This window comes from Streptomyces caniscabiei (assembly GCF_014930365.1).
GTDB classification, from domain to species: Bacteria; Actinomycetota; Actinomycetes; order Streptomycetales; family Streptomycetaceae; genus Streptomyces; species Streptomyces caniscabiei.
Map to the genome: position 1 here is coordinate 390,070 of NZ_JABXWI010000003.1, position 16,169 is coordinate 406,238.

Here is a 16,169-nt window from a genome sequence, read left to right on the forward strand (position 1 = left end):
GCGCCCCTGAAAAGCCTGGCGTTCCCCACGGCGCGTAGGCGCCCCTACTTCGTCGCTCCCCTCATGAAGCCGTTGTAGATGAACCTCTGGAGCAGCAGGAAGGCGATCAGGGTCGGCAGGATCACCAGGACCGCTCCTGCCGAGATCGTCTCCCAGTGCGCTCCGAAGGGGCCCTTGAAGCGGAAGAGGGACGTGGAGATGACGCCGCGGTCGTCCGAGGGCAGGTACAGGAAGGGGATGTAGAAGTCGTTGTAGACGGTGATCCCCTTGACGATGACGACCGTGGCGATCGCCGGTCTGAGCAGCGGGAAGATGATCTTTCGGTAGATCGTGAAGGCGTTGGCGCCGTCCAGGCGGGCGGCCTCGTCGAGGGAGACCGGGATCGACCGCACGAACTGAAGGAAGATGTAGATCGAGACGATGTCGGTGCCCATGTAGAGGGCGATCGGCGCCCAGAGGGTGTCGAACATGCCGAAGCTGTCGACGATCTGGAAGGTCGCGACCTGGGTGGTGACGCCGGGGACCAGGGTGGCGACGAGGAAGAGGGCGACCACCGGCTTCCGGAAGCGGAAGGTGAAGCGGTCGATCGCGTAGGCCGCCATCGAGCCGATGAGGACCGTGCCGGTGATGGCGAAGAAGAGGATGAAGGCCGTGTTGCCGAAGGCGGCGAGCATCTCTCCGTCGCGGAAGGCCGTGACGTAGTTCTCCAGGTTCAGGACGTTCTCCGGCAGGGTGAGGGCGCCGCTGTCGTCGGCCATCTCCCGTTCGGTCTTGAGCGAGGTCAGCAGGACCACGAGCAGGGGCAGCAGGACCACGACCGACGCGCCGACCAGGGACAGATAGATGAGCGTGCGGGCGACCCGCCTGCGGGTCACCGGGCCCGGGGTCGTCAGCGTCGTCATACGAGGTCCACCCTCTCGTCCGGGACCAGCCGGCGTTGCAGCCACGTCACCGCCAGGATGATCAGCAGCAGGACGACCGCGGCGGCGGACGCGAGGCCGGTCTTGTTGAACTGGAAGGCGAGCTTGACGGTCTGGATCACGAAGGTCTCGGTGCCGGTGGCGCCGCCGGTCATGATGTACGGGATCTCGAAGACCGAGAGCGAGCCGGAGATCGAGAGGATCACGCTCAGGCTCAGCACCGGCCGGATGCCGGGCGCGATGATGTACCGGAACTGGTGCCAGCGGTTGGCGCCGTCGATCTCGGCCGCCTCGTACAGCTCCCCCGGGATCGACTGGATCGCGCCGAGGAAGAGCACGAAGTTCAGGCCCATGTAGCGCCAGATCGAGACCCCGGCGAGCGAGACGTTCGCGGAGGTCTCCGTGCCGAGCCAGGCGCGGTCGGACTCGTGGCCGAACAGGGCGAGCACCGAGTCGAGAGTGCCGCCGTCCTGGAAGAAGTACAGGAAGACGAAGCCGATCGCGACGCCGTTGATCAGGTACGGGAAGAAGAGGATGCCCTTGAAGACGTTCCGGAAGCGGAGGTTGAAGCTGAGGATCGTCGCGAAGTAGAGGGCCGCCGCGATCTGTACGGCGGACGCGGCCAGGTAGTAGCCGCTGACGAAGAAGACCCGGAACAGCTCGGGGCGGGTGAAGATCTCGACGTAGTTGTCGGTGCCGGTGTAGTTCAGCTCGGGACTGACGCCGTCCCAGTCGGTGAAGCTGTACGCCAGCATGTTGGCGACCGGCGCGTAGGTGAAGGTGATCAGCAGGGCCAGCGGGGCGGCCAGGAAGAGCCAGGGGGTGAGCCCGCGCCACAGGCGCACCCCGCGAGGGGCGCGCCGTGGCGTGGGGGGCCTGGGCGCGGCCCCCCGGGGCCGCGCCGCCTTCTCCGTCGCGTGCGAGCGGGCTGTCGTACGCGCCTGGGGCATCAGGACCCCACGGTCTTCGCTGCCTCGGTCCAGCGCTTGCCGAGGCCGTCGAGGAAGTCGTCGATGTCGCCGTCCTTGGCGCCCCGGGCGATGTCGACCAGTTCCTGACGGTAGGCGGGCGCGTTGATGCCGACCTCCGAGGCGTTGTCGATCTCCTTGACCTTCGCGCCCTCGGCGTCGTCGAGTTCGATGAGTTCGACGCCCTGCTCCTCGTACGGCTTCAGGACCTCGGGCAGGGGGGCGTCCTTGAGCGTGGAGATCGAGAGGTTGTCCTGCGCGTAGCCCGACTTGTCGGTGAACCAGTCGATCCAGGCGCGGGCCGCCTCCTTGTGCTTGGAATGGATGCTGACGGCCTGGTTGTAGTCGGGGTTGACGGTCGCGCAGGCCTTGCCGTCGACGCGGGCGGGGAACGGCATGAAGCCGATGTCGTCGGGGTCGGCGCCGGCCTTCTCGGCGGCCTGCCGGAACTGGATGACCGCCCAGCTGCCGAGCCAGGCCGTCGCGATCTCGCCCTTCGCCAACTGCGGCTTGGAGTTCTCCCAGTTGGTGGTCGACGGGTCCTTCTCGATCAGCTTCTGGTGCACGATGTCGTACAACAGCTGGTCGGCGACGCGCAGTTCGCCGTCCTCGCCCCATGGGTTGCCCTCGGCGAGCCGGGTGGTGGCCTCGGTGTCGCAGCTCACCGAGCCGTTGACGGCGGTCCACTGGCTCAGCGGCCACTGGGCGGCGAAGTTGGTGTAGTACGGCACGGCGTCGGTCTTGGACTTGATGGCCTTCAGCGCGGTGAGGAACTCCGCCGGGGTGGTGGGCCAGTCGGTGACGCCGGCATCGGCCCAGATCCGCTTGTTGTAGAGGAAGCCGGGGGCCGCGCCCATCGGGCTCTGGCCGTAGACCTTGCCGTCGACGGCGGTGAAGTCGGTGAAGCGGTACTTCTCGCTCAGCTCCTTCTGGGTGCCGAGCGAGGCGAAGAACTTGGGGTAGTCGTTCTTCTTGATGACGGCCGGGATCATGAGCACGTCGCCGTAGTTGTCCGTGTTCATCCGGATCTTGACTTCGGCCTCGTAGTCGGTGATCGCGTCGAACTTCACCTTCACCTTCGGATAGGTCTTGTTGAAGGCGTCGGCGTACTTCTGCATCGTGCCGTCCTGCACGATGTCCGTCCGGTGGGTGAGGACCGTGATGGATCCGGACACCTGCGCCGGGTCGTCGGCCGCCTCGGCGTCGGCGCCCTTGGAGCTTCCTCCGCCGCCGGTGCAGCCCGACGCGAGAAGCGCGGCCGCCAGCAGTGTTCCGGTGAGCGTCTTCCGGTGGTTCATGTGCACCAGCTCCGTTCGGGACGGACGAGCACGGGTGGGATGGATGGGCGGATGGGTGGATGGCTGGTTCGGCACTCTGGCAGCCCGTCACTGAACCGGTAAAGTCCCAATTTCGCCAAGGCTGGCGAAAGCTTTCGCGATCGTGTCGGCTCACTGACTGGACCGGTTTAGGGAGTGCGCATGCTGGACGCCACACCGCTCACCGAGGGCTGGATCCTCCGGCACGAGCGGGGACCGCTCGCCGCCGTGGTGCCCGGGTGCGTGCACACCGATCTGCTGGCGGCCGGGCTGATCCCGGATCCCTTCCTCGGGCGGAACGAGGACGAGGTGGCGTGGGTGGGGCGCCGTGAGTGGACGTACGAGGTCGAGCTGCCCGGGGGTGGCGCGGCCGGCGGGCACGACCAGACCGACCTGGTCTTCGACGGGCTCGACACCGCCGCCGAGATCCGGCTCGACGGCCGGCTCCTCGGCTCGGTACGGAACATGCACCGCTCGTACCGCTTCGACATCACCGGGACGAGCGGTCTGCTCTCGGTGCGTTTCGCCTCCGCGTACACCGAGGCCGAGGCGGTGCGCGAACGGCTCGGCGACCGGCCGAACGCCTATCCGGAACCGTTCCAGTTCATCAGGAAGATGGCCTGCTCCTTCGGCTGGGACTGGGGGCCGACCCTCGTGACCGCCGGGATCTGGCGGCCCGTCCGGCTGGAGCGGTGGTCCACCGCCCGGATCGCCCGCGTACGGCCGCTGGTGACCGTCGACGGCACGACCGGGTGGGTGGAGCTGCTCGTCGACGTGGAGCGGGCGGCCGTCGAGGCGGGGCTGCGGCTGGAGGCCCGGGTGGGCGGGGTCACCGCGACCGCGGAGGTCGAGGGGACGAGTGGTGTCGTACGGCTGGAGGTGCCGGGCGTGGAGTTGTGGTGGCCGCGCGGTTACGGTGAACAGCCTTTGTACGAGGTGGAGTTGACGCTGTACGCCGGGGATGACGCGCTCGATGTGTGGCGACGGCGGGTCGGGTTCCGCACCGTGGAGCTGGACCGGGGCGCCGACGAGCACGGCACCGGGTTCACGCTCGTCGTCAACGGGGAGCGGCTGTTCGCGCGCGGGGTGAACTGGATCCCGGACGACGTGTTCCCCTCCCGTGTCACGCGCGAGCGGTACCGGGAGCGGCTGCGGCAGGCGGCCGGGGCCGGTGTCGATCTCGTACGGATCTGGGGCGGCGGGATCTACGAGAGCGAGGACTTCTACGACGTCTGTGACGAGACGGGGCTGCTGGTCTGGCAGGACTTCCCGTTCGCGTGCGCGGCCTACCCGGAGGAGCAGCCGCTGCGGGGCGAGGTGGAGGCCGAGGCGCGGGAGAACGTCGTACGGCTGATGCCGCATCCGTCGCTGGTGCTGTGGAACGGCAACAACGAGAACCTGTGGGGGTTCCGGGACTGGGGCTGGGAGGAGCGGCTCGCCGGGGAGTCGTGGGGCGAGGGGTACTACCTGGGGCTGCTGCCGCGGGTGGTGGCGGAGCTGGACCCGACCCGGCCGTACACGGCGGGCAGCCCGTGGTCGGGGTCGTGGGACCGGCATCCGAACGACCCGGCGCACGGCACGCACCACTCCTGGGAGGTGTGGAACCGGGAGGACTACGCGGAGTACCGGGCGGACGTGCCGCGGTTCGTGGCCGAGTTCGGGTGGCAGGCGCCGCCCGCGTACGCGACGCTGCGGCGGGCGCTGCCCGGTGAGGAACTCGCGCCCGACTCCCCCGGCATGCTGCACCACCAGAAGGCCGAGGACGGCAACGGGAAGCTTGAGCGGGGTCTCGCGCGTCATTTCGTGGTGCCCGAGGGGGACTTCGACCGCTGGCACTATCTGACACAGGTCAACCAGGCGCGGGCGATCGCCGCCGGGATCGAGCACTGGCGGTCCCACTGGCCCGTGTGTGCGGGCACGGTCGTGTGGCAGCTCAACGACTGCTGGCCGGTGACCTCGTGGGCGGCGGTCGACGGGGACGGCCGGGAGAAGCCGCTGTACCACGAGCTGCGCCGGCTGTACGCGGACCGGCTGCTGACCCTGCAGGTCCGGGGCGAGGGGCTGGTGTTGGCCGTGGTGAACCAGGCGGGTGAGCCCTGGGTCCCGGGTGGGCTGCGGTTGCGGCGGATGTCCGTGGAGGGCGGTGTCGTCGCCGAGGTGGCGGTGGAGGTGTCCGCGGCCGCGCGTACGGTGGCCGAGGTACGGGTGCCGCGCGAGGTGGAGCCCGTGGGGGCGAAGGAGTTCCTGGTGGCCGACGGGCATGACGGCACGGGGCCGCTGCGGGCGGTGCGTTTCCCGGTGCCGGACCGTGAAGTGGCTTATCCGGCGCCGGAGTTCGACGTCGAGGTCGGGCCGGGCGCGGTAACGGTGACGGTGACGGCGCGGACGCTGGTGCGGGACCTGCTGCTCCAGGCGGACCGGCTGGGGCCCGCGGCGCGGGCCGACACCGGGCTGGTCACCTTGTTGCCGGGTGAGCGGGTGACCATCGGGGTGCGCGGGCTGGAGGCCGTGCCGGACGCGGCGGACGTGCGCCGGGCCCTGTACTGCGTGGAGCCCGCCCGGTGAGCACCTCGCCGACTCCGCCACCACCCCCGTCGCCGGGCCCGCGTCCGTCGTCGGGTCCGCCCCCGGCCTCGCGCGTGACCATCAAGGACGTCGCCGCGCTCGCCGGGGTGTCCAAGGGGGCGGTGTCGCTCGCGTTCAACCGGAAGCCGGGGCTGGCCGACGCCACGCGGGACCGGATCTTCGCGGCGGCCCGGCAGCTCGGGTGGGCGCCGAACCTGGCGGCGCGGTCGTTGTCGAGCCAGCGGGTCGACGTGGTGGGGCTTGCGGTCTGCCGGCCCGCCCGGCAGCTCGGACTCGAACCGTTCTACATGGAGTTCATCTCCGGTGTGGAGAGCGTGCTGACCGAGCGGTCCTGCTCGCTGCTGCTGCGGCTGGTGCGGAACCTGGAGGAGGAGGTGGGACTCCAGGACGCGTGGTGGCGGGGGCGGCAGGTCAGTGGGTCGATCCTCGTCGACTTCCGCGCGGACGATCCGAGAGTGGCCGCGGTGGGGCGGCTGGGGGTGCCGGTGGTGGCCGTCGGGCATCCGTCGCTGACCGGCGGGCTCACCTCCGTGTGGACGGACGACGCGACCGCCGTGACGGAGGCGGTGCGCTATCTGGCGGCGTTGGGCCACCGGCGGATCGCGCGGGTGGGGGGCGCTGCCGCGCTGGGACACACGGGGATTCGTACGGCGGCGTTCGATCAGGTGGCGCGGGGGCTGGGGCTGGCTGGGGCGTGGCAGGTGGCGACCGACTTCTCGGGGGAGGCCGGGGCTCGGGCCACGCGGTCGTTGCTGACCGCGTCGGAGGGGGATCGGCCGACCGCGATCGTGTACGACAACGACATCATGGCGGTGGCGGGCTTGTCGGTCGCGGCGGAGATGGGGGTGCGGGTGCCGGAAGACGTGTCGTTGCTGGCGTGGGACGACTCGCAGTTGTGTCGGCTGACGCGGCCGACGCTGTCCGCGATGAGTCATGACGTGTACGGGTTCGGGGCGGAGGTGGGGCGGACGTTGTTCGGGGTGATCGCGGGGGACGGAGAGGTCGGGGTGTCGCATCCGGTGGCCACGCCCGTGCTGGTTCCGAGAGGGTCCACTGCGGCTGCCCCTTGATCGCCGTACGGGACTGCGGGTACGTCGTGGCTGGTCGCGCCCACGCGGCGGAGCCGCATATCAGACACAGCCCCGCGCCCCTGCGGCGACTGCGAGTAACCGGCGGTAACATGCTGACCCGATGTGACCTTCGCCGCTCCCTCGCTCAGGGGTGGGCAGCACTGTTACTCGCAAGTAGCATGGGCCTGAGCGCGCGCTCAGCGGTTGCGCGTCGCAGCAGTGCCGTCCCGCACCTCTGGAGGAGAGCCATCGTGCCTCGTACCGTCAAGGAAGTCGTCTTCGTCGACGGCGTCCGCACCCCGTTCGGCAAGGCGGGCCCGAAGGGCATCTACCACGAGACCCGCGCCGACGACCTCGTCGTGAAGGCGATCCGGGAGCTGCTGCGCCGCAACCCCGGTCTGGAGCCCGCGAAGATCGACGAGGTCGCCATCGCCGCGACCACGCAGATCGGTGACCAGGGCCTCACCATCGGCCGTACGGCGGGCATCCTCGCCGGTCTGCCGCAGTCGGTGCCCGGTTACTCCATCGACCGCATGTGCGCCGGCGCCCTGACCGCCGTCACCTCGGTCGCCGGTTCGGTCGCCTTCGGCGCGTACGACGTCGCCATCGCCGGTGGTGTCGAGCACATGGGCCGCCACCCGATGGGTGAGGGCGTCGACCCGAACCCGCGCTTCGTCAGCGAGAAGCTGGTCGACGAGTCCGCCCTGTTCATGGGCATGACCGCCGAGAACCTGCACGACCGCTACCCGACGATCACCAAGCAGCGCGCCGACGAGTACGCCGTGCGCTCCCAGGAGAAGGCCGCCAAGGCGTACGCCAACGGCAAGATCCAGGCCGACCTGGTACCGATCTCGGTGCGCCGCACCAACGCCGAGGCCGGCGAGACCGGCTGGGGCCTGGTCACCGCCGACGAGCCGATGCGGCCGGGCACGACCATCGAGAACCTGACGGGTCTGAAGACCCCGTTCCGCGTGCACGGCCGGGTCACCGCCGGTAACGCGGCCGGTCTGAACGACGGCGCCACCGCCTCGCTCATCGCCTCCGAGGACTTCGCCCGCGAGAACAACCTCCCGGTGAAGATGCGCCTCGTCTCGTACTCCTTCGCGGGTGTCGAGCCGGAGGTCATGGGCTACGGCCCGATCCCGGCCACCGAGAAGGCGCTCGCCCAGGCGGGTCTGTCCATCGACGACATCGGCCTGTTCGAGATCAACGAGGCCTTCGCCGTGCAGGTGCTCGCCTTCCTGGAGCACTACGGCATCGCCGACGACGACGCGCGCGTCAACCAGTACGGCGGCGCCATCGCCTTCGGTCACCCGCTGGCCTCCTCGGGTGTGCGTCTGATGACGCAGCTCGCCCGCCAGTTCGAGGAGCAGCCGGAGGTCCGCTACGGCCTCACCACCATGTGCGTCGGCTTCGGCATGGGCGCCACCGTCATCTGGGAGAACCCGCACCACAAGGACGCCGGAGGCGACAAGTGAGCACCACCGCCGATCTTCTCAAGGGCGCGGCCGAGCTGTTCCCCGACGAGGTCGTGACGTCCGCGCACGTACGCCACCTCGACCTGCCGTTCGGTGCCGGGCGCTTCGCGCTCATCACGCTGGACAACGGCTTCGACCACACCAAGCCGACCACCTTCGGCCCGGCGTCGCTGGCGAACCTGAACACCGCCATCGACCAGGTCGAGAAGGAGGCCGCGGCCGGCGAGATCGTCGGCGTCGGCATCACCGGCAAGCCGTTCATCTTCGCGGTCGGCGCCGACCTCAAGGGTGTCGAGCTGCTGAAGAAGCACGAGGACGCGCTCGCGATCGGCAAGGGCGGCCACGAGGTCTTCAAGCGCCTCGCCGGCATCGCGGCGCCGACCTTCGCGTACTACAACGGTGCCGCCATGGGCGGTGGCGTCGAGGTCGGTCTGCACTGCACCTACCGCACGGTGTCCGCGGCCCTGCCCGCCTTCTCGCTCCCCGAGGTCTTCCTCGGTCTGGTCCCCGGCTGGGGCGGCTGCACGATCCTGCCGAACCTGATCGGCGCCGACAAGGCCGTCTCGGTGATCATCGAGAACAGCCTCAACCAGAACAAGCAGCTCAAGGGCCAGCAGGTCTACGAGCTCGGGATCGCCGACGCGCTCTTCGAGGGCGCCGACTTCCTGGAGCAGTCCCTGCTGTGGACGGCGTCCGTCCTCAAGGGCGAGATCGTCATCGAGCGTCCGGTGATCGACCGCGGTGAGGCCTGGGACCAGGCCGTCGCCAAGGGCCGGTTCATCGCCGACTCCAAGGTGCACGGCGCGGCCCCGGCCGCCTACCGCGCCCTGGACATCATCGCCGCCGCCAAGAACGGCGACCTCCAGCAGGGCTACGACGCCGAGGACGTCGCCCTCGCCGACCTGATCATGGGTGGCGAGCTGCGCTCCGGCATCTACGCCTTCAACCTGGTGCAGAAGCGCGGCAAGCGCCCCGCCGGCGCCCCGGACAAGAACCTGGCCCGCCCGGTCACCAAGGTCGGTGTCGTCGGCGCCGGTCTGATGGCCTCCCAGCTCGCGCTGCTCTTCCTGCGCCGCCTGGAGGTGCCGGTCGTCCTGACCGACATCGACCAGGAACGCGTCGACAAGGGTGTGGGCTACGTCCACGCCGAGATCGACAAGCTGCTGCTCAAGGGCCGGATCAACCAGGACAAGGCCAACCGCCTCAAGGCGCTGGTCACCGGTGTCCTGGACAAGGCCGAGGGCTTCGCGGACGCGGACTTCATCATCGAGGCCGTGTTCGAGGAGATCGGTGTCAAGCAGCAGGTGTTCGCGGAGGTCGAGGCGGTCGCCCCGGCGCACGCGATCCTGGCGACGAACACCTCCTCCCTCTCGGTGACCGAGATGGCGTCGAAGCTGAAGAACCCCGAGCGGGTCGTCGGCTTCCACTTCTTCAACCCGGTCGCGATCCTGCCGCTGCTGGAGATCGTCCGGGGCGAGGCCACCGACGACGCCTCCCTCGCCACGGCCTTCGCCGTCGCCAAGAAGCTGAAGAAGACCGCGGTGCTCGTGAAGGACGCCCCGGCGTTCGTCGTGAACCGCATCCTCACCCGCTTCATGGGCGAGATCCAGAACGTCATCGACGAGGGCACGCCGGTCGAGGTCGCGGAGAAGGCGGTGGAGCCCCTGGGCCTGCCGATGTCTCCCCTCGTCCTGCTGGAGCTGGTCGGTCCCGCGATCGGTCTGCACGTCTCGGAGACCCTCAACCGGGCCTTCCCGGACCGCTTCACCGTCTCCGAGAACCTCGCCGCGGTCGTCAAGGCCGGCAAGCGCGGCTTCTATGTCTACGACTCCGGCAAGCCGGAGCTGGACCCCGAGGTCGCCGCGCTCCTCAAGCAGGGCGACTCCGTCCTGTCCGAGGAGCAGGTGCGGGCCCGGGTGCTCGACGCCGTCGCCCAGGAGATCGGGCTCATGCTCGACGAGGGTGTCGTCGCCGAGGCCCAGGACATCGACCTCTGCCTGATCACCGGCGCCGGCTGGCCCTTCCACCTGGGCGGCATCACGCCGTACCTGGACCGCGAGGGCGTCAGCGAGCGCGTCAACGGCAAGAAGTTCCTGGAGACCGGGGTGGCTTCGGTCCCCGCGTGACCGCCTGCACCACCTGAGGGCCTCCGCCTGCGGGCGGGGGCCCTCTTGGCGTGGTCGGGGGGCAGCGGGCGGCCGCGCCCCGTCAGAGGCGCGGAGAACTGCGCGAGCGACCCCGTACAACCCGCACGGCCCGCATCACCTGCCCCGGCGACGCGCAGCCGCACACACACCGTCAGACAGCGACCGACGGCGCCAATGCCAAGCCCGCCTCGTCGTTCTGCCGGGCTATGCGCAACGCGCCCCCCGCGTCGATCACCGCGAGCACCACCCGCCCGTACGCGTCCCGGGCCAGCGCCGGCGCCCCCACACCGCGCTCACGGGTCGGCGACCACCACACCCCGGCCTGCTCGTTCTCCGTGCCGCAGGCCGCCAGCACGACCCGTCCCCCGACGTCGCGATGGGCCAGCACCGTGCAGTCGTACCCGTCGAGCGGCACCCGCAGCACGGCCATCGGGCCCTCCGCCGGAGTCCCGCCGAGCGGGATCACGGGGCCGTCCGGCCGGTGGGCGACGACGCCACCGGTCTCCGGGTCGGTCCAGTAGTACGTCGCCCGGTCCGGCGCGGTCTCCAGACCCACCACGCTGCCGCGGGCCACCGACAGCGCAACGGTCGGCGTCTGGGCGAAGGTCCCGTCCGGCTTCTCCTGCGTCCAGCGCATGACGAGGTCCTGACCGCCGGCCAGCGCCTCGACGTGCCCGGAAGCGAAGGCGACCACGGCCACCGGGTCCTGCACCAGGCGGCCCTTGAGGTCGGTCCACGCGCTCCACTTGCCGCCCGCCAGCTCCCGGCGCAGCATGACGCCGCCCCCCGCGTTGCGCGCGAAGACATGGACGTTGCCGCCGGCGCTCACCGCGCCGGTGGGCGGCCCGAAGCGCGCCGCCTTGGCCACGTCCTTGTGCGGATTGCCCAGCGACCGCCACTCGGTGACCGGTCGGCCGGTCTGGTACTGGATGGCGTGCACGACGTCCACGGCGGGCAGGCCGTCACCCTTGGTGACCTCACGGCGGCCTAGGAAGTGCACATACGTGTCCACCCCCTGCACGACATGGAGATCCGTCAGCCCCGCCACGGGGAAGAGGTCGGGGCCGGTCCACTCGGCGCCGCCGGGCCGCGTCTGCGTCCAGCGCAGCAGTCCCGCACGCGCGCGGGCGTACGCGGTGAGCCTGCCGTCCTTGCCGAGGACGAGCCAGGAACCGGCGAGCGTGGTCTCGGCCCGGTGCCGCTCGCTCCCGCCGTTCGCCGAGGTGTCGGCCGCCGTCCCCTGGGCGGCGGCGCGCCCGGATCTGGTCCGCATGGAGTGACCCGCCCTTTCCGATGACGCTCGGCGCGGCTCCCCGGCCGCCCTCTCGCACGGGACACGGAAGGCCGAGCGGCCCCCATCATAAGATGAACGTTTCACCCGCCCGGCGGGCATCACTCGCCCGCCCGGCGTGACCGCCCGGCGTGCGACCCTGTCCCCCATGGACGCCCCGCTGCTCGTGATCGTCGACGCCGCCAACGTCATCGGCTCCGTCCCCGACGGCTGGTGGCGCGACCGGCGCGGCGCGGCGGAGCGCCTGCGCGACCGCCTGGCCCGCGACGGGGTCCCCGGCCGCGACGAGCCCGTCGAGCTGGTGATGGTCGTGGAGGGCGCGGCCCGCGGGGTGGAGCCGGTGCCGGGCGTACGGGTCGAGGCGGCACCCCGCAGCGGCGACGACCGCATCGTGGAACTCGTCGCCGAGGAGGGCGCCGCCCGCCCCTGTCTCGTGGTCACCGCCGACCGCGAACTACGCCGCAGAGTGGCCGAGTTGGGCGCCGAGGTGACCGGACCACGGACGGTGCGCGGCAGTTCGTGAACCGCCGCGCACGGTCCGGCGGCCGGCCTCGACCGTCGGGAGCGCGGGGCCGGTAGGTGAGCGGGCCTCGGAGGGTCGGTCAGGGGGTGCCGCGTCCCGGTCCGCCGGTCTCGGCCGTCGGCGTCTCCTCGCGGCGCGCGAGCCGGCTGTGCGTGCGGCCGTAGACGAGGTAGACGACGATGCCGAGGACCATCCAGGCGGCGAAGCGGAGCCAGGTCTCGGTGGGCAGGTTGAGCATCAGCCACAGCGAGGCGCACACCGACAGGATCGGGACGACCGGCACCCAGGGGGTGCGGAACGACCGGGGCAGGTCGGGGCGGGTCCGGCGCAGGATGACGACACCGATCGCGACGACCACGAACGCGAACAGCGTGCCGATGTTCACCAGCTCGGCCAGCTCGCTCAGCGGGGTGAAGCCCGCGACGATCGCGATGACCACCCCGAGCAGGATGGTCGGCCGGTGCGGGGTCTTGAACCGGGGGTGGACGTGGGAGAAGAAGCGCGGCAGCAGTCCGTCGCGGCTCATCGCGAAGAACACCCGCGTCTGACCGAGCAGCAGGATCATGCACACGGTCGTCAGACCGACGGCGGCGCCGAAGCTGATGAAGCCCGCGAACCACGGATGTCCGGTGGCCTTGAAGGCGTCGGCGAGCGGCGCGGTCACCGACAGATCGGTGTAGTGCTGCATGCCGGTGACGACGATCGAGACCGCCACGTACAGCGTGGTGCAGATCAGGAGGGAGCCGAGGATGCCCCGGGGCATGTCGCGCTGCGGGTTCCGCGTCTCCTCGGCGGCCGTGGCGACGACGTCGAAGCCGATGAACGCGAAGAAGACGACGGAGGCGGCCGTGAAGATGCCCATCACACCGAAGTTGGCGGGCGCCCAGCCGAACATCAGCTGGATCAGCGGGGACTGGAGACTGTCGCCCGCCGGGACCGCCTGCGCCTTCGGGATGAACGGGTCGTAGTTGTCGGAGGTGACGAAGAAGGCGCCCGCGATGATCACGGTGAGGACGACCGTCACCTTGATGGCGACGACGACCGAGGTGACCCGCGCGGAGAGCTTGGTACCGGCCACGAGGATGACGGTGAGGATCAGGACGAGCGCGGCGGCGAGGATGTCGAAGCCGAAGCCGTCGGCCCCGTCCCTCGTGCCGAGCGCGGCCGGCAGGTCCCAGCCCGCGTTGTCCATCAGCGAGTGGATGTAGCCGGACCAGCCGACGGCCACCACCGCCGTCCCCAGCGCGAACTCCAGCACCAGGTCCCAGCCGATGATCCAGGCGGGCAGCTCCCCGAGGGAGGCGTAACTGAAGGTGTACGCGGATCCGGCGACCGGGACCGTGGAGGCGAACTCCGCGTAGCAGAGGGCGGCGAGCGCGCAGACGACACCGGCCACGACGAACGCGAGGGCGACGGCGGGACCGGCGTTGTTCTTGGCCACCGTGCCGGTCAGGACGAAGATGCCGGTGCCGATGATGACACCGACGCCGAAGACCGTCAGATCCAGCGCGGACAGGGATTTCTTGAGGGCGTGCTCTGGCTCCTCGGTATCGAGGATGGACTGCTCGACCTTCTTGGTCCGAAAGAGTGTGCTGCTCACGGGCGTACCTCCCACGCTGGGCGTCCTCGACATGATGGGGAGGGGGCGATGGGGGTCCCCTCGGTCGAGCGAAGCCGAGACTGGGGGAGCGTTTGCCCGGACGGGAGCGGTTTCACGCGAATGGGCCGGTATCGCCACCGTAAAGAATGGCGACACCGGCCCGAACGGCCCAAAGCGGTACGTCAGTCGCGCGCGGGCTCCGCCTCGGCGGGCGCCCCGTCGAGGCGGCCGTCGAGTTTGGAGACCAGCCCGGTGACCTGGCGGGCGATGTCGGGCGCGGTGAGCCCGATCTCGGCCAGGACCTCGGCGCGGGTGGCGTGGTCGAGGAAGCGCGGCGGGATACCGAAGTCGCGCAGCGGGAGGTCCACGCCGGCGTCGCGCAGCGCCTGGGCGACGGCCGAGCCGACGCCGCCGACACGGGAGTTGTCCTCGACGGTGACGACCACACGGTGCTTGTCCGCGAGGGGCGCCATGTGCTCGTCGACCGGCTTGACCCAGCGCGGGTCGACGACGGTCGTGGTGATGCCCTGCTTGTCGAGCAGGCCGGCGATCTCCAGGCACATCGGCGCGAGGGCGCCGACGGAGACGAGGAGCACGTCGGGGGTGTCGGTGCCGGGCTCGCGCAGCACGTCCATGCCGCCGACGCGGCGCAGGGCGGGCACGGCGGGGCCGACGGCGCCCTTGGAGAAGCGCACCACGGTCGGTGCGTCGGTGACCTCGACGGCCTCGCGGAGCTGGGCGCGCACCTGGTCGGCGTCACGCGGCGCGGCGAGCCGGAGGCCCGGGACGACCTGGAGGATCGACATGTCCCACATGCCGTTGTGCGAGGCGCCGTCGGTGCCGGTGACACCGGCCCGGTCCAGGACGAACGTCACACCGCACTTGTGGAGGGCGACGTCCATCAGGACCTGGTCGAAGGCCCGGTTGAGGAAGGTGGCGTACACCGCGAAGACGGGGTGCAGACCCCCGGTGGCCAGGCCCGCCGCCGAGACCGCGCCGTGCTGCTCGGCGATGCCGACGTCGTACACGCGCTCGGGGAAGGCCTTGGCGAACTTGTCGAGGCCGACCGGCTGGAGCATGGCCGCCGTGATGGCGACGATGTCCTCGCGCTCCTTGCCGAGCTTCACCATCTCCTCGCCGAAGACGGAGGTCCAGTCGGCGCCGGAGGAGGCGATGGGCAGCCCCGTGTCCGGGTGGATCTTGCCGACGGCGTGGAAACGGTCGGCCTCGTCCTGGAGGGCGGGCTGGTAGCCGCGGCCCTTCTCGGTGAGGCAGTGCACGATGACCGGGCCGCCGAACCGCTTGGCGCGGGCCAGCGCGGACTCCAGGGCCTCGATGTCGTGGCCGTCGATCGGGCCGACGTACTTCAGGCCGAGGTCCTCGAACATGCCCTGCGGGGCGATGAAGTCCTTCAGCCCCTTCTTGGCGCCGTGCAGCGTCTCGTAGAGCGGCCGGCCGACGACCGGGGTGCGCTCCAGCAGGTCCTTGCCGCGGGCGAGGAAGCGCTCGTAGCCGTCGGTGGTCCGCAGGGTGGCCAGGTGGTTGGCGAGGCCGCCGATGGTCGGCGCGTACGAGCGCTCGTTGTCGTTGACGACGATGACCAGGGGGCGGTCCTTGGCGTCGGCGATGTTGTTGAGCGCCTCCCAGGCCATACCGCCGGTCAGCGCGCCGTCGCCGATGACCGCGACCACGTGGTCGTCGCGTTTCAGCACCTGGTTGGCCTTCGCGAGGCCGTCGGCCCAGCCGAGGACGGTGGAGGCGTGGCTGTTCTCGATGACGTCGTGCTCGGACTCTCCTTGCGAGGGGTAGCCGGAGAGGCCGCCCTTCATCTTCAGCCGGGAGAAGTCCTGGCGGCCGGTCAGCAGCTTGTGGACGTAGGACTGGTGGCCCGTGTCCCACAGCACCTTGTCCTTGGGCGAGTCGAAGACCCGGTGCAGTGCGATGGTGAGCTCGACCACTCCGAGGTTCGGGCCGAGGTGACCGCCGGTCTTCGACACCGCCTCCACGAGGAAGGTCCGGATCTCCTCCGCCAGCTGGTCCAACTCCTCCAGGCTGAGCCGGTCCAGATCGCGCGGTCCCCTGATGCGGGTCAGCAGCGGCACCCGTGCCTCCTTGCGATAGTGCTGTTCGAGCGTTACCGGGCTCGACGAAGTCTAATCTTCCGCGCACCGGGCCGACCGCCGGGCGGTCGGGTCCCGTGTCACGCAAACGGCCGTAAACCATCCTGCGCAGACGTACCCGTACGAAACGTCCGACAACAAGCGGAAGTG

General features: G+C 70.4%; 11 protein-coding genes. 5 read left to right on the forward strand and 6 right to left on the reverse strand.

All coding sequences use genetic code 11. The features are described 5' to 3' along the window. Window positions 1–44 precede the first annotated feature (44 nt). From HW837_RS10050 to HW837_RS10060, 3 genes are read right to left on the reverse strand one after another with little or no spacing between them, the layout of a single operon-like run. The gene (locus HW837_RS10050) at window positions 45–875 is read right to left on the reverse strand and encodes a carbohydrate ABC transporter permease (RefSeq protein WP_193380758.1); all 831 of its coding nucleotides are present in this window, start codon (window positions 873–875) and stop codon (window positions 45–47) included. Window positions 876–898: 23 nt separating this feature from the next. Then, window positions 899–1,870, reverse strand: a complete 972-nt coding sequence (locus HW837_RS10055; protein ID WP_045559884.1) for a carbohydrate ABC transporter permease — start codon at window positions 1,868–1,870, stop codon at window positions 899–901. Continuing rightward, window positions 1,870–3,186 (reverse strand): ABC transporter substrate-binding protein, encoded by a 1,317-nt coding sequence (locus HW837_RS10060; RefSeq protein WP_045559885.1) that lies wholly within the window; start codon window positions 3,184–3,186, stop codon window positions 1,870–1,872. The genes HW837_RS10055 and HW837_RS10060 overlap by 1 nt, the downstream gene beginning before the upstream one ends. A 180-nt stretch (window positions 3,187–3,366) precedes the next feature. Here HW837_RS10060 and HW837_RS10065 point away from each other — a divergent pair, with 180 nt between their 5' ends. The 4 genes from HW837_RS10065 to HW837_RS10080 all read left to right on the forward strand — a co-directional run bounded on the left by HW837_RS10065 (window position 3,367) and on the right by HW837_RS10080 (window position 10,464). Next, a complete protein-coding gene (locus HW837_RS10065) occupies window positions 3,367–5,769 on the forward strand; it encodes a glycoside hydrolase family 2 protein (protein WP_193380720.1) in 2,403 nt (800 codons plus the stop codon). Between the two features lie 74 nt (window positions 5,770–5,843). Further along, a complete protein-coding gene (locus HW837_RS10070) occupies window positions 5,844–6,860 on the forward strand; it encodes a LacI family DNA-binding transcriptional regulator (protein ID WP_045559887.1) in 1,017 nt (338 codons plus the stop codon). A gap of 251 nt (window positions 6,861–7,111) precedes the next feature. Continuing rightward, on the forward strand, window positions 7,112–8,338 hold the full coding sequence (locus tag HW837_RS10075) for a thiolase family protein (RefSeq protein ID WP_045559888.1): 1,227 nt from the start codon (window positions 7,112–7,114) through the stop codon (window positions 8,336–8,338). Further along, a complete protein-coding gene (locus HW837_RS10080; protein ID WP_093789595.1) occupies window positions 8,335–10,464 on the forward strand; it encodes a 3-hydroxyacyl-CoA dehydrogenase NAD-binding domain-containing protein in 2,130 nt (709 codons plus the stop codon). The genes HW837_RS10075 and HW837_RS10080 overlap by 4 nt, the downstream gene beginning before the upstream one ends. 172 nt (window positions 10,465–10,636) lie before the next feature. Here HW837_RS10080 and HW837_RS10085 read toward each other — a convergent pair whose 3' ends face one another. Further along, complete coding sequence (locus HW837_RS10085) at window positions 10,637–11,758, reverse strand: PLL family lectin (protein ID WP_193380719.1); 1,122 nt, start codon at window positions 11,756–11,758, stop codon at window positions 10,637–10,639. A 166-nt stretch (window positions 11,759–11,924) separates the two neighbouring features. Between HW837_RS10085 and HW837_RS10090 the strand changes: the two genes are divergently transcribed. After that, window positions 11,925–12,299 carry an NTP pyrophosphohydrolase gene (locus HW837_RS10090; RefSeq protein WP_086784335.1) on the forward strand — a complete coding sequence of 125 codons (375 nt, stop codon included), beginning with the start codon at window positions 11,925–11,927 and terminating at the stop codon, window positions 12,297–12,299. 79 nt (window positions 12,300–12,378) lie between these two features. Here HW837_RS10090 and HW837_RS10095 read toward each other — a convergent pair whose 3' ends face one another. Further along, window positions 12,379–13,899, reverse strand: coding sequence for an amino acid permease (locus HW837_RS10095; protein WP_093789593.1), 1,521 nt, complete (start codon window positions 13,897–13,899; stop codon window positions 12,379–12,381). 182 nt (window positions 13,900–14,081) lie between these two features. Then, entirely contained in the window at window positions 14,082–16,001 is a 1,920-nt protein-coding gene (dxs, locus tag HW837_RS10100) for a 1-deoxy-D-xylulose-5-phosphate synthase (RefSeq protein ID WP_045559893.1), read from the reverse strand. Window positions 16,002–16,169 lie beyond the last annotated feature (168 nt).

What these genes read in the sequence shown, in the direction of transcription:
- HW837_RS10085 (WP_193380719.1), bottom strand. Translation starts at nt 11,758, where the DNA reads ATGCGGACCAGATCCGGGCGCGCCGCCGCCCAGGGGACGGCGGCCGAC.
- HW837_RS10090 (WP_086784335.1), top strand. Translation starts at nt 11,925, where the DNA reads ATGGACGCCCCGCTGCTCGTGATCGTCGACGCCGCCAACGTCATCGGC.
- HW837_RS10055 (WP_045559884.1), bottom strand. Translation starts at nt 1,870, where the DNA reads ATGCCCCAGGCGCGTACGACAGCCCGCTCGCACGCGACGGAGAAGGCG.
- HW837_RS10065 (WP_193380720.1), top strand. Translation starts at nt 3,367, where the DNA reads ATGCTGGACGCCACACCGCTCACCGAGGGCTGGATCCTCCGGCACGAG.
- HW837_RS10060 (WP_045559885.1), bottom strand. Translation starts at nt 3,186, where the DNA reads ATGAACCACCGGAAGACGCTCACCGGAACACTGCTGGCGGCCGCGCTT.